The following is a 12,788-nucleotide window of genomic DNA, read 5'->3' as shown; positions in this document are numbered from 1 at the left end:
GCACCGCGAACCGCTCGCCGGCCTGCCCGCGCACGAACAGCTCGCCCGACGTGGCGCCGTACAGGGCGACGTTGCCGATGATGATGTTCTGCTCCGGCACGAAGCTCGCGTCCGCCGCCGGGAAGATGGCCAGCTGCGCCCCGCTCAGGCCCTTGCCCACGTAGTCGTTGGCCTCGCCTTCCAGGGAAAACGACAAGCCCTTGGCGCTGAACGCCCCGAAGCTCTGCCCGGCCGAGCCGCGGAAGCGGAAGTTGATGGTGTTGGGCGGCAGGCCGGCGGCGTGGTAGCGCTTGGTGATTTCGTTGGAGAGCAGCGTGCCGACGGTGCGGTCGGTGTTGTAGACCTCAAACTCCGCGAAGACGGGCAGCTGCTCGTCCAGGGCCGGGCGAGCGTGTTCGAGCAGCTGCCAATCGAGGATATTATCCAGGCCGTGGTCCTGGCTTTCGCTGTTATATAAGGTGCCGCCGGAGCGGTTGGCGGCCGGGTGCAGGATGGCCGACAGGTCGAGGTGGCGGGCTTTCCAGTGGGTGAGGTCTTCGCGCACCTTCAGGAACTCGGGCCGGCCCACCATTTCATTCACCGTCCGAAAGCCCAGCTCGGCCATGATTTCGCGCAGCTCCTCGGCTAGAAATTGGAACAGGTTGACGATGTGCTCGGGCTGGCCGGTGAAGAGCCGGCGCAGCTCCGGGTCCTGCGTCGCCACGCCCACAGGGCAGGTGTTGAGGTGGCACTTGCGCATCATCACGCAGCCGCCCGCGATGAGGGCAGCCGTGGCCACGCCCCACTCTTCAGCGCCCAGCAGCGCGGCCACGGCTAGGTCGCGCCCGGTTTTAAGCTGGCCGTCGGCTTGCAGCACCACGCGCGAGCGCAGCTGGTTGCGCACCAGCGTCTGGTGGGCTTCGGCCAACCCCAGCTCCCAGGGCAGGCCGGCGTGCTTGATGGAGGAGATGGGCGAGGCGCCGGTGCCGCCGTCGTAGCCGGCAATCAGAATCACATCGGCGTGGGCCTTCGCCACACCGGCTGCGATGGTCCCTACCCCCGCCTTGCTCACCAGCTTGACGCTGATGCGGGCGGCGCGGTTGGCGTTTTTGAGGTCGAAAATCAGCTGCGCCAAGTCCTCAATGGAGTAGATGTCGTGGTGCGGCGGCGGCGAAATCAGCCCCACGCCCGGCGTGGCGTGGCGGGTTCGGGCAATCCAGTCGTCCACCTTGTGGCCGGGCAGCTGGCCGCCCTCGCCGGGCTTGGCGCCCTGGGCCATCTTGATTTGCAGCTCGTCGGCGTTGGTCAGGTATTGGGCTGTGACGCCGAAGCGCGCCGAAGCTACTTGCTTAATAGCCGAGCGCATGGAGTCGCCATTCGCCATGCGCTCATAGCGCAGCGGGTCTTCGCCGCCCTCGCCGGTGTTGCTCTTGCCGCCGATGCGGTTCATAGCGATGGCCAGGGTGCTGTGCGCCTCGTGCGAGATGGAACCGAACGACATAGCCCCGGTGGCAAAGCGCCGCATGATGCCCTCGGCCGGCTCCACTTCCACCAAGGCAATGGCTGGGCGGTGATAAGCAAAATCCAGCAGCCCGCGCAGGGTGAAGTGCTGGCGCCCTTGCTCGTTAATGAGCCGGGCGTAGCGCTGGTAGGTGGCGTAGTTATTTGTGCGGGTGGCGTGCTGGAGCAGGTGCACCGTTTCGGGGTTGAAGGCGTGGGCCTCGCCGCGGCGGCGCCAGTGGTAGAGGCCGCCGTCGGGCAGCAGGTTTTGCTCTTCTGAAGTCGTGCTTTTGAAGCCCTGAAAGTGCTTGTAGAGCGTTTCGCGGGCTATTTCGTCTAGCCCCAGCCCACCGATGCGCGTCACGGCACCGCAGAAATAAGCGTCCACCACGGCCTGGTTCAGGCCCAGAATCTCGAACACCTGCGCGCCGTGGTACGACTGCAAGGTCGAGATGCCCATCTTCGAGAAAATCTTCAGCAGCCCATCGCACACGGCCTTGATGTAGTTGTAAATCAGCGGGTCAGGGTCCGGCGCGGCCAGCTGGCCGGCCTGCTGCATGGTGCGGATGGTGGCCAGCGCCAGGTAGGGATTGATGGCCGTGGCCCCGAACGAGAGCAGGCAGGCAAAATGGTGCACCTCCCACACGTCGCCGGCTTCCACGACCAGCCCCACCGAGCCCCGGCAGCCCTGCTTAATCAAGTGATGATGCACCGCTGAGACGGCCAGCAGCGACGGAATCGGCGCGTGCTCGGAGTCCAGGGCGCGGTCGGAGAGAATCAGCACCTCGAAGCCGTCGTTCACCGCGTCCTCGGCGTAGCGGCAGAGGCGGGCCAGGCCGTTTTCGAGCGAGCCCGGCTGCCCGTCGGACCGGAAATACGTTTGCAGCGTCTTGGCGTTGAACATGCCCGTGTCGATGCTGCGCAGCTTTTCCAGCTCGTGGTTGCTCAGGATGGGCTGGCGCAGGGCCACGCAGTGGCAGTGGTGCTTGTCCTCATCCAGAATGTTGCCGTTGTTGCCCAAAAACGTGGCCAGGCTCATCACCAGCCGCTCCCGAATCGGGTCGATGGGCGGGTTCGTGACCTGCGCGAAAAACTGCTTGAAGTAGGAGCTGAGGTGCTGGGGCTGGTCGGAGAGCACGGCCAGCGGCACGTCCACGCCCATCGAGCCCAGGGGCTCCTTGCCGTCCAGAGCCATCGGGGTGATGAGCGTGTCGATGTCCTCGCGGGTATAGCCGAACACCTGGTGGTACTTGAACACCGAGTCGGCCGCCAAATCGGTGAACATCTGGCGCGGCTCGGGCAGCTCTTCCAGCCGAATCTGGTACTCGTGCAGCCACGCGCCGTAGGGCTGCTGGCCGGCGGCGCGGGCCTTCAGCTCCTCGTCGGTGATGATGCGGCCGGCCACCGTGTCCACGAGCAGCATCTTGCCCGGCTGGAGGCGGCCTTTCTGCACGATGCCGCGCTGGGCGAGGGGTAGGACGCCGGCTTCGGAAGCCACGAGCACGCGCCCGTCGTCGGTCACCACGTAGCGCAGCGGGCGCAGGCCGTTGCGGTCGAGCATGGCGCCAATCATCTGGCCATCGGTGAAAAGCAGCGCCGCCGGACCGTCCCAGGGCTCCATAAACGTGGCGTGGAACTCGTAGAACGCCTTTTTGAGCGGGTCCATCTGGGTGTTGCCGTCCCAGGCTTCTGGCACGAGCATCATCATCACGTGCGGCAGCGAGCGGCCCGAGTGCAGCAGAATCTCCACGATGTTGTCCAGGCAGGCCGAGTCCGACTGGTGGCCGTCGATGATGGGCAGCAGCATGTCCATCTCCTCCGAAGAGAAATAGGGCGAGACGTAATTGCGCAGGCCGGCGTAAAACCCGTTCAGGTTGCCGCGCAGGGTGTTAATCTCGCCGTTATGCGCCAGCAGCCGGAAGGGCTGGGCCAGCTTCCAGCTCGGAAACGTGTTGGTCGAAAAGCGCGAGTGCACCATGCCAAACGCCGATGTCACCCGCTCATCGCTCAAATCAGGGAAGTAGCCGCGCACCTGAAAAGTCGTCAGCTGGCCCTTGTAAACGAGCACTTTACAGGAAAACGAGGCGAAGTAAAAATCCGCCGCTGCCGCGCCCAGCGTCTCGGCCACGGTCTTTTCAATGAAGCGCCGCAGCACGTAGAGCTTGCGCTCAAAATCCTCGGCGTTGGCGATGCCCGCCGGCCGGCCCACGAACACCTGCGCCATTACCGGGGCGGCGGCCAGCGCCGTGGGGCCGATGCCGGCCGGGTTCACCGGCACCGGACGGTAGCCCAGCAGGGGCATTCCGAGCCGGGCCGCCGCCGCGGCTATGCGCTCCCGGCAAGCGGCCTGCATGGATTCGTCAGTCGGCAAAAAGGCCATGCCCACGCCGTAGCAGCCCGGCTCGGGCAGGCGGAAATTCAGGGCCGTGCAGGCTTCGAGCAGAAACCAGTGGGGCACTTGCAGCAGCAGGCCGGCGCCGTCACCAGATTCGGCATCGGCGCCGCAGGCCCCGCGGTGCTCCATGTTTTCGAGCATGGTCAGCGCATCCGTGATGGTCTGGTGCGTTTTGCGGCCGTTGAGGTGGGTGATGAAACCGGTCCCGCAGGCGTCGTGCTCGAATTCGGGGCGGTAGAGGCCCTGGGCGGCGTCAGTGGGATGCATTAACGGAAGGAAATTCGCGGAAGGAAGGGTATTTCAGGCTGGAATGGCAGGCAGTCAGGCCTGACCTGGCCTGACTGTTTCAGGCAGCCATTCGCTTTCGCAAGCTCTGTGTTTATTCCAGTCGGAAGAGAAGTTTTTCTTCGGCAATTACTATTTCTACTCCGAGGGTCTTTGAGATAACTACTTGATTGTTAATGCAGTATTGTTTATTATACTACGCTATCAAATAGCGCAAGGCGCGGCTGTTTAGCAATCAGCAAGTTTTGAAGTTGAGATGCACTTGGCGAACGATGTAGAGACGCGAACTGTCGCGTCTCTACATCGTTCTGCTGGCGACACTGCGACTCTGAAACCGCGCTTAGGCATTAACTAGCAGCTGCTCGGCGTGCTGGCTTACGTCGAGGCCCTGGTCTTCTTCCTCCTCCGACACGCGCAGCGGGGTGATGAGGTCGGTGAGCTTGAGCAAGGCGAACGAGATGGCGAAGGTGAAGGCCGATACCAAGACCAGCGCCAGCATATGGGTCAGAAACAGGCTGGTGCCGCCGTAGGCCAGGCCATCGACGGCCGCGGCGTTGACGGCCTTGTTGGCGAAGATACCGGTCATAATCAGGCCCACCATACCGCCAACGCCGTGGCAGGGAAACACGTCGAGCGTATCATCAAGGCGCGACTTGGAGCGCAGATGCGCGAAGAAGTTGCTGGTGATGCCGGCCACCACGCCGATGAAGATGCTGACCGGCACCGTGACGTAGCCCGAGGCCGGCGTGATGGCCACCAGCCCAACCACCGCCCCGATGCAGAAGCCCAGCGCCGAGAGCTTCTTGCCCCGCGCCACGTCGAACAGCACCCAGGCCAGCCCGGCCGCCGAGGCGGCCACGTTCGTGGTGGCAAAGGCGCTGACCGCCAGCGGGCTAGCCGAGCCGGCCGAGCCGGCGTTAAACCCAAACCAGCCAAACCAGAGCAGGCCCGTGCCCAGCAGCACGTAGGGGATGTTAGCCGGGGGCAGCACCTGCTCGGCGGCGTGCAGCTTGCGGGGCTTGAGGTAGATGGCCGAGGCCAGCGCCGCCCAGCCCGCCGACATGTGCACTACCGTGCCACCGGCAAAGTCGAGCACGCCCAGCTTGAAGAGAAAGCCCTCGGGGTGCCAGGTCCAGTGGGCCAGCGGCGCGTACACGACCAGGCTGAAGAGCACGATGAACAGCACGTAGGACTTGAAGTTGATGCGCTCGGCAATCGAGCCCGTAATCAGGGCCGGGGTGATGATGGCGAACTTCATCTGAAAAAAGGCGAACAAAGCCAGCGGAATCGTCGGAGCCAGCGACCAGGGCTTGCCATCGAGCACGTTCCGGAACAGGAAGAATGTGCGCGGGTCGCCTACAAAACCCCCGAGCGAGTCGCCAAAAGCCAGGCTGAAGCCTACCACCACCCACAGCAGGCTGATGATGCCCATCGCCACGAAGCTTTGCAGCATGGTGGAAATCACGTTTTTCGAGTTGACCATACCGCCGTAGAAGAAGGCCAGCCCCGGCGTCATGAGCAGCACCAGGGCCGTGGCGCAGAGCATCCAGGCGGTGTCGCCGCTGTTGAGGCCAGCCGTGACGATGCTCGTGGGCACGGCCGGCAGCAAGATGGCCAGCACGGCCAGGGCCAGCAGCAGAAGGAGCGGAATGGGGTTGAGCTTTTGCATAAAGGTTAAAGGTTGAGAAGAAGAAAAAGAGAAAGATTAGAAATGAAAAGCAGCGCCGCAGACGCCGACACCGGGCTGCTGCCCTGGCTCACCAGTCGGCGGCGGGGCGCGGCACGGGCGCGGGAGGCGCGGGCTTCGCCAGCATGGCGGGCCGGAGTTCGGCGGTCAGGGCGGCCACGGCCTGCCGCGTGTCCTGGCGGTGGCTTTCCCAGAGCTTCTGCCAGCCGGGGGCGGTGGCGTCTTCCAGGGGCTTGGTTTTGCCGGTTGGCACCAGGTGGCTGGCATGGTCTTCCTGGTAGTAGTGAAACACGAAATCATAAAATTGCAGGCGGTAGCGACCCGGCTTCACTTCCACCGTGAGCTGATAGCGCACCCGCCCGTGCAAGCGGCGCGTGAGGTAGCCGCGGTCGTACACCCCCACCGCGTGGTGGGCCACCAGGCGCCCGGCGGCCGAATCGGCCGTGGCCAGCGTGTAGCCGCGGCGGCGCAGCCAAGCCTTGGCGTGGGCATACAGCGTGTCAGGACCCAGCGAGTCGGCCGGCACCACCGCCAAAAAACGCACCCGGCCCTGCTCATCCAGCGGCAGCGCCTGCCCCCGCACGGCGGGCGCCGCGCACAGCAGCGGCAGCAGCAATAGCACGGCCGACCACTCGCGCCCCGGACGCCACCGCAGGAAGAAGAGAAGACAACGCACGGCTGGTTGGGTCGGAGAGAGTGAGCAAGCGGCACGGAGTTGGCCACAAAAGCCAAACTGTCCCGCGCTATGGCGGGGCGAACTGGCAGGCGCTGTAGCGCGAAGCGGCGCTTCGTGCTGCGGTTCCCGGACTAGTACTTGTAGATAAAAGCTACGCCGAGCGTGGTTTGGCTCTTGGTGCCTCGCCCAAACTTGTTCTCGAAGTAGCGGCCCGGCGCGGTGTCGAACCGGAACTCGGGCTTGACCTGCAGCTTGCCGGCCGCCAGCGTGACGGGGGCCGTCACGGTCAGGGAGTTGACGGAGGTTTGCAGGTAGCGCACCTTGTTTTTATCGGTGAAGTACTCGTAGCGCACGCCTACCCCCACCAGGTCGTTGAGGGCGTAGTTGGAGTAGAGGGCCACGCCGCCCCAGTCGGGCGTGTCGCTGCCGAAGCGCTCCTGCAACGCCATAGTTTCGTCCGACGTGTTCGGGTTGAAGCCGTAGCGCCCGTAGGCGGCATTCAGGCCCAGGTAGAATTTGGGCGTTACCTGGTAGTTGGTGGTCAGGTCGAACAGGTTGCGGTAGTAGTCGTCGAACAGCTTCGGCAAAGTGCCCGCCTGCACCAACCCGGCGAGGTAGGTGTCGTCGCGGCCGCCAATCCAGTTCAGGTACACCGTCCAGGTGGGCACGGGCTTGAACGAAAGCTGCCCGATAAGCGACTTCTGCTTGTTGTCGTCGGTGAGGTTGTCCCAGTTATTGACCACGCCCAGCATGAGGCTCGTGGTGGGCGTAAAGGCGTAGTTCACCTTAAGCCCGACGTGGTAAAAAGGTCCGTTGTTGAAGAGGTTGGAAAGCGAGTAGTTATAGTTCAGCGGCGCGTCGATGACCTCGTAGCCGATGTGGGTGCCAAACTGCCCCACCGTAACGCCCAGCTTGGGGGTTAGCCGGTACGTGAAGTAAGCCTGCTTGATGGCCGCCGCCGTGCCATAGAGCGCCGCCGAATACGGCGAGCGGGGCCGGTACAGGTTCAGGGCGCCGCCGCTGTTGCCGAAGTTGCCCAAATCAGCGTTAGGGCCGAAAGTGAGGTCCACCACGACATCCGATTTGCGGTTGGAGTAAGCCAGCTTGGCTTGCACCAGGCCCAAGGCGAACTGGTCGGCCATCCGGTCGAAGGCCCGGCCGGCGAGCTGGTCCACGCCGAGCAGGTTGCCTGACTGCGGCCGGTTAAGGGCCGTCAGGTAGTAGGAGTCGAGGTAGCCCGAAAAGCTCAGCTTCCCAGTGTCAGTGGAGTCGGTCTGCGCCTGGGCCAGTACGCTGACAAGGGCAAATGTGCTGGTGCCTAAAAGTTTTCTCATAGGAACATCCGTAAAAAAGTGAGATGGTGACGAATTGAATCCTGGCCGCAATTGGAAACTAAAAAACCAAACCTGTTTGACTATGAAGACCACAGGGTTTTTATTTCACACGCACTGTTTTTATGAGTATACCCCTGACAACGCGAGGGCAATTCTAACAAAAACTATTGTTTTACTGAAATGTCCCTTAAAATGGAAGGGGGTAGGCACCTAATTTTTTCCGGCCTAAATGTAGACAGGAATGTCATAATTCTAAAAAAATAAATTTTATTTCTTGTTTACGTCTAAGCAGTAATTTTTTCGAAGCGCTCTTCACAAGCGTTTTATCAAGCCCGGTAGTAGCCCACACCAAGTTGTAGTGAGGCTCGGCGATGCCGCTCCCACAAGTCAGAGGTTAACTCCAAAACCCGGAAATCTAAAAAAGGCGCGCCTGCTGGCGCGCCGCACTCGGCGGTCGGGTCAATTCTCGGCCCGCAACGCTTCCTCCTGCCAATTGCCCTACCCCCCGTACTGCGAGCACACGCGAGTACCGCATTTCTACCTTGATAATCGCGCTAAGCCCGTAGCGCACCCTACTTCAAAAGCGCGAATTTGCGCTGCATGATTTCCTCTACCGGCCGGTTCTCAATCTTGCTTTCGAGCCAGGAAATGATGTCGAAGTACATAAACGGCCGCCGCTCGAACGGGTCCGCAGCGATGGCTATCAGCTCATTTTTAAGCCCGGTAAAGGCGTTTTTCAGCTCCCGCGGGTCCAGCGTGCCCAACGAGCGCAGGAAGCGCAGGATGGCGAGCTGCATCTGCTGCTGGTCGTTCATCTTGCCCAGGAACCGGTACACCGATTTCACCTGGTAGTCCAGGCTTTCGTCGCGGCCGGCCTCGTAGTGCGCCACCAGGTTCAGGATGCGGGTGAAGCACTGAATGTCTTCGCGCAAGGCGCTATCCTTGAACTGGATAATCTTGGTCAGGTACTCAATGGCCTTGTTGAAATCGCCGCTGCCGAAGTAGAGACTGGCGATTTTGTAGTAGAATACCATCAGCCGGTGCGGGTCGAGCTGCAACTGAAACTCGCGAAGCCGGGCCAGCAGCGGCGGCACGATGGCCAGGCCCTCGCGGAAGCTCCCGCGCATGAAGCAGGCGTTGATGCGGTTGGTATAGCTGTACAGAAACAGCAGCATCTCGATGTTGGGGTTGGTGCGCCGGTCCGGGTCGGCGGCGAAGGCTTCGAGCTTAGCCAATACCTGGATGAACTTACTGTAATACAGTGAATTGTAAGTGGCTATCAGCAGGTTGTGCAGGCCCTTGAGGTAGAGCATGGTTTGCTGCTCGCGCATGGCCGGCTGGCGCTCAAACAAGTCAACCCACTTCTGGGCGTAGCGGTAGCAGGCCAGGAAATTCTGGGTGATGGTGTAGAACCAGACGTGGGCCTGGTAGTAGTACAGTTCCTCGAAAAAGTCGGCCCCGCGCAGGTCCACGCCCGCCAGCGCCGCCCGGAAAAACGTGGTCAGGCGGTCGTAGTCGGCCTGATGGCGGGCGTGGCCGATTTGCAGGTAGAAGCCATACATGCGCAACGCCAAGTTGGACAGCGCGTGCTGCTGGCTCACGTGCCCGACCTGCGTCAGGGCCTCATTGGATAGCTCTTCGGCCCGGCCGCGCAGGCTGCGCGTGATGTACTGGGCCTCGATATGCTTCTCGAAGTCCAGGGCTTGCAGGGTAATGTGACTCATGCCGGCCTGCTGGGCGGCGGCTTTCAGGCGCTCCAACATGCGCAGGCTTTGCTGGTAGAGGCCGCGGTTGTAGAGCACGCGGGCGTAGTCGAGCTGCTCATGGAGCTGAATATCCAGGTTCTGGCCGGCGTGGTACATGCGCAGGCTGGCCAGTAATTGCCGGTACAGGTTGGCCTTGAGGTTGGCGAGCTGCACCTTTTTGATGGCCGGCACCTGCGCCAGCACCCGCTCCTCGTCGTAGTGCGCGGCCGTGTCGAACGCATCAAAGAGCTGCAGGAATTTCAGGCCATCAGTCGAGCCCTGCCGGTTGGCGAATAGCCGAAAGTGACGCTTTTCGGAGCGCGTCAGGGATTTTATCAACTGGAAAACCGGGTCGCTGCTTTCGCTTGGCATTGTAATCGGTAATTGCGGTAGGCGCTGACTAGTAGCTGTTTACGGATATAGGAAACCGTTTTAGAAATAGTAAGTTGCCTTAAAATACATTTTCCGGGCGCCTAACCCGGCGCTAGCATTGTACTCAGCAGCAAGGTAATAAGCTGAACGTTAGAAACTTTTTTAGCCCCTGAAGCCCGCGCCGTTTGGCCGTTCGGCGGCGCAAGCTAAGGCCAACATCCGGCCGGCTTATCCGCCTTGGTTTCGGTTCGTCCCGCATTGTCAGCAACATGGCTTCCTTTTCCTGCCCCCTGCTACAAGTCATTAGCTGAACTGACAAGTATATTTATTATACAGACTAGCTTGCCTCATGTCAGAACACAAGAATGCGCGCTTGTTGCCGCACCAGCGGGAGCAGTTGCAGGCGGAGGTGGCCGCCGGGCGCAGCAGCTACCGCCAGTTAGCGGGCCGCTACGGCGTGAGCCTGCCCACGGTGCAGCGCTGGGCCAAGCGCTCGGGCGGTCAGTCCCGCCCGCTGGGCCGCCCGGCCGGGGTGACCCGCCCGCAGCGCACGCCGGCCTACGAAGCGGCCGTGCTGGCTCACCGCGACGCCCACCCCGACCACGGACCGGTGCGCATCGCCGCCGAGTTGCGCCCGCGCTTTGCTCAGGCCCACCGGGGCACGGCGCTGGCCGTCTTGCAGGCCCACGGCCGCACCCGCCCGGCCCGCCCAAAAAAAGAAGCCCCGGCCCTTGCCGGTGGGGCGGCACCGGGCGCAGATGGACGTGCAGTTCCTGCCCAAGCTGCCCCAGGGCCAGGGCTTTGACTACAAAATCTCCGTGATTCACTTGGCGACCCGCCTCAAGTACAGCGAAATTCACGATAACCAGGACTCGGCCACGGTGGCCGCCATGCTGGCCCGCGCCGTGGGCCGGCTGCCGCCATGCTGGGTCGTGTTCACGGATAACCATATGATTTTTACGATGAAGTACACCGCCCACCCGCAACGCCTGACTGCCTTTGACCGGCAGTGCCAGGCCCTGGGCATTGCCCACGCGCTCATTGCTAAAGGTCAGCCCTGGCGCAACGGCTTCATCGAGCGCAGCAACCGCACCGACAAAGCCGAAGTCTTCACCCGCCAGCGCTTTGCCGACAACGAGGAACGCTGCTACCGCTTGCGCCTGTGGGAAATGCACTACAACCGCGAACGGCCTCATCAAGGAATCAACAACGAAACGCCCCAGCAACGCGCCCACCAGATGCACCCCTTCACCGCCCCATTTGTATAATAACTTCATCTGTCAGTTTAGGTAGCCGCCAGCCGTAGGGGCTGAAAGCGCCTGCTTGCCCGCCGGCAAAAGCCTTTCTCAGCCCGCGCTCAGAAAGGCTTTTTCATAGAATTCGATTGGTCCTCAACGCCCCGCTTTTATGTATTTCGACAGTAGCACCCTCGTTTTTCTGGACGGAGAATTCATGCCCGCCGAGCAGGCCACCTGCGGCGCCTACGCCCAGTCGCTGCACTACGGCTACGCGGTGTTCGAGGGCATCCGGGCGTATGACACGCCCGCCGGCACGCGCATTTTCAAGGCCCGCGAGCACTACGAGCGGCTGCACTACTCCTGCCAAGCCATTGGCCTGCCGCTGACGTATTCCATCGAGGAGCTGACCGAAATCAGCTACGCCCTGCTAGCCAAAAACAACCTGGCCGACGCTTACATCCGGCCGCTGGCCTTCGCCGCCACGCCCCACATGACCCTGACCGCGCCCGCTACCGGCAACCTGCTGATGGCCGTCTGGCCCTGGGATAAGTATCTCGGCACCAAGAACCTGCGCCTGACCATCTCGCCCTACGAGCGCCCCAACCCCAAGGCCGTGCCCATCGAAGCCAAGGTGTCGGGGCACTACGCCAACTCCATCATCGCCAGCTCCGAGGCCCGCGGCCGCGGTTTCGACGAGGCGCTGCTGCTGGACCTGAACGGCTACGTGGCCGAAGGGCCGGGCGCCAACTTCTTCGTGGAAAAAGACGGCGAATTGTTCACCGCACCCGGCGGCAGCATCCTGCGCGGCATCACCCGTAACACTATCATCGATTTGGCCCGTGAGGCTGGCATCCCGGTCAGCGAGCGGTTCTTCCGGGCCGATGAGCTGCGCGGCGCCACCGGCGCCTTCATGACCGGCACCGCCGCCGAAGTCGTCGGCGTGGCCTCGGTGGATGAGGTCGTATTCCCTACCCCCTTCGAGCAGACGCTAGGTGCCCAGCTGGCCCGACGCTACCGCGCGCTCGTGACGGGGCAGATGGAGCCCGCGCCGGCTTCGCTTTTAGAGTAGTTGAAGATTGAAAAGACGGTCATGCTGAGCGCAGCGCAGCGGAGTCGAAGCATCTCTACCGCAGCACTAATCAATGGTAAACAACGACTAGATTCCCTACCCCCCCTCGCCTGCAACGAACCTGCCAAGATGCTTCGCGGGGCTCAGCATGACGTGCTGGTGATGTTCTAATCGGCCCCCGTCCCCGTGCCCATGTCACAACGCCGGCTCAGCATGACGCGCTGGTGATGTTCTAGAATTCTCCTCATGGTCCTCAACAAATACAGCCGCATCTACACCCAGGACGACAGCCTGCCGGCCTCGCAGGCCATGCTCATCGGGGCGGGCTTGTCGGAGGCCGACTTGCGCAAGCCGTTCGTGGGCGTGTGCTCGACGGGCTTTGAGGGCAACACCTGCAACATGCACCTCGATGGCCTGGCCGATGAGGTGAAGCGCGGCCTCGCGGGGCAGGGCCTGGTGGGGCTGCGCTTCAACACCATCGGCGTGAGCGACGGCATCACCAACGGCA

General features: G+C 62.4%; 9 protein-coding genes. 4 read left to right on the top strand and 5 right to left on the bottom strand.

The genetic code is table 11. The features are described from left to right. The 5 genes from gltB to ACFE70_RS19545 all read right to left on the bottom strand — a co-directional run. On the bottom strand, positions 1-4,141 hold a 4,141-nt coding region (gene gltB, locus ACFE70_RS19565; RefSeq protein ID WP_375419472.1), incomplete at its 3' end, for a glutamate synthase large subunit. A 358-nt stretch (positions 4,142-4,499) separates the two neighbouring features. After that, positions 4,500-5,828, bottom strand: a complete 1,329-nt coding sequence (locus ACFE70_RS19560; RefSeq protein ID WP_375419471.1) for an ammonium transporter — start codon at positions 5,826-5,828, stop codon at positions 4,500-4,502. 88 nt (positions 5,829-5,916) lie between these two features. Continuing rightward, positions 5,917-6,522, bottom strand: a complete 606-nt coding sequence (locus ACFE70_RS19555; protein WP_375419470.1) for a DUF4468 domain-containing protein — start codon at positions 6,520-6,522, stop codon at positions 5,917-5,919. Between the two features lie 131 nt (positions 6,523-6,653). Next, positions 6,654-7,856, bottom strand: a complete 1,203-nt coding sequence (locus tag ACFE70_RS19550; protein ID WP_375419469.1) for an outer membrane beta-barrel protein — start codon at positions 7,854-7,856, stop codon at positions 6,654-6,656. Between the two features lie 572 nt (positions 7,857-8,428). Then, the gene (locus ACFE70_RS19545) at positions 8,429-9,973 is read right to left on the bottom strand and encodes a hypothetical protein (protein WP_375419468.1); all 1,545 of its coding nucleotides are present in this window, start codon (positions 9,971-9,973) and stop codon (positions 8,429-8,431) included. 349 nt (positions 9,974-10,322) lie between these two features. On the opposite strand from ACFE70_RS19545, the gene ACFE70_RS19540 reads away from it, so the two are divergent. From ACFE70_RS19540 to ACFE70_RS19525, 4 genes are all read left to right on the top strand, one after another. Continuing rightward, positions 10,323-10,778, top strand: a complete 456-nt coding sequence (locus ACFE70_RS19540) for a hypothetical protein (protein WP_375419467.1) — start codon at positions 10,323-10,325, stop codon at positions 10,776-10,778. Then, positions 10,732-11,241, top strand: coding sequence for an integrase core domain-containing protein (locus ACFE70_RS19535; protein WP_375419466.1), 510 nt, complete (start codon positions 10,732-10,734; stop codon positions 11,239-11,241). The genes ACFE70_RS19540 and ACFE70_RS19535 overlap by 47 nt, the downstream gene beginning before the upstream one ends. A 139-nt stretch (positions 11,242-11,380) precedes the next feature. Further along, positions 11,381-12,280 carry a branched-chain amino acid transaminase gene (locus tag ACFE70_RS19530; protein ID WP_375419465.1) on the top strand — a complete coding sequence of 300 codons (900 nt, stop codon included), beginning with the start codon at positions 11,381-11,383 and terminating at the stop codon, positions 12,278-12,280. 246 nt (positions 12,281-12,526) lie between these two features. Next, the coding region (locus tag ACFE70_RS19525; RefSeq protein WP_375419464.1) for a dihydroxy-acid dehydratase at positions 12,527-12,788 on the top strand (262 nt) is incomplete at its 3' end.

The sequence above is a fragment of the uncultured Hymenobacter sp. genome, from assembly GCF_964243305.1.
In the GTDB taxonomy this organism is placed as follows: domain Bacteria; phylum Bacteroidota; class Bacteroidia; order Cytophagales; family Hymenobacteraceae; genus Hymenobacter.
Note: the sequence above shows the minus strand (reverse complement) of the source record. Positions and strands in the feature narration are given on the sequence as shown.

Bases quoted from the DNA above. Each gene is read 5' to 3' on its own strand.
- ACFE70_RS19560 (WP_375419471.1), bottom strand. From the start codon at position 5,828: ATGCAAAAGCTCAACCCCATTCCGCTCCTTCTGCTGCTGGCCCTGGCC.
- ACFE70_RS19550 (WP_375419469.1), bottom strand. From the start codon at position 7,856: ATGAGAAAACTTTTAGGCACCAGCACATTTGCCCTTGTCAGCGTACTG.
- ACFE70_RS19545 (WP_375419468.1), bottom strand. From the start codon at position 9,973: ATGCCAAGCGAAAGCAGCGACCCGGTTTTCCAGTTGATAAAATCCCTG.
- ACFE70_RS19540 (WP_375419467.1), top strand. From the start codon at position 10,323: ATGTCAGAACACAAGAATGCGCGCTTGTTGCCGCACCAGCGGGAGCAG.
- ACFE70_RS19535 (WP_375419466.1), top strand. From the start codon at position 10,732: ATGGACGTGCAGTTCCTGCCCAAGCTGCCCCAGGGCCAGGGCTTTGAC.
- ACFE70_RS19530 (WP_375419465.1), top strand. From the start codon at position 11,381: ATGTATTTCGACAGTAGCACCCTCGTTTTTCTGGACGGAGAATTCATG.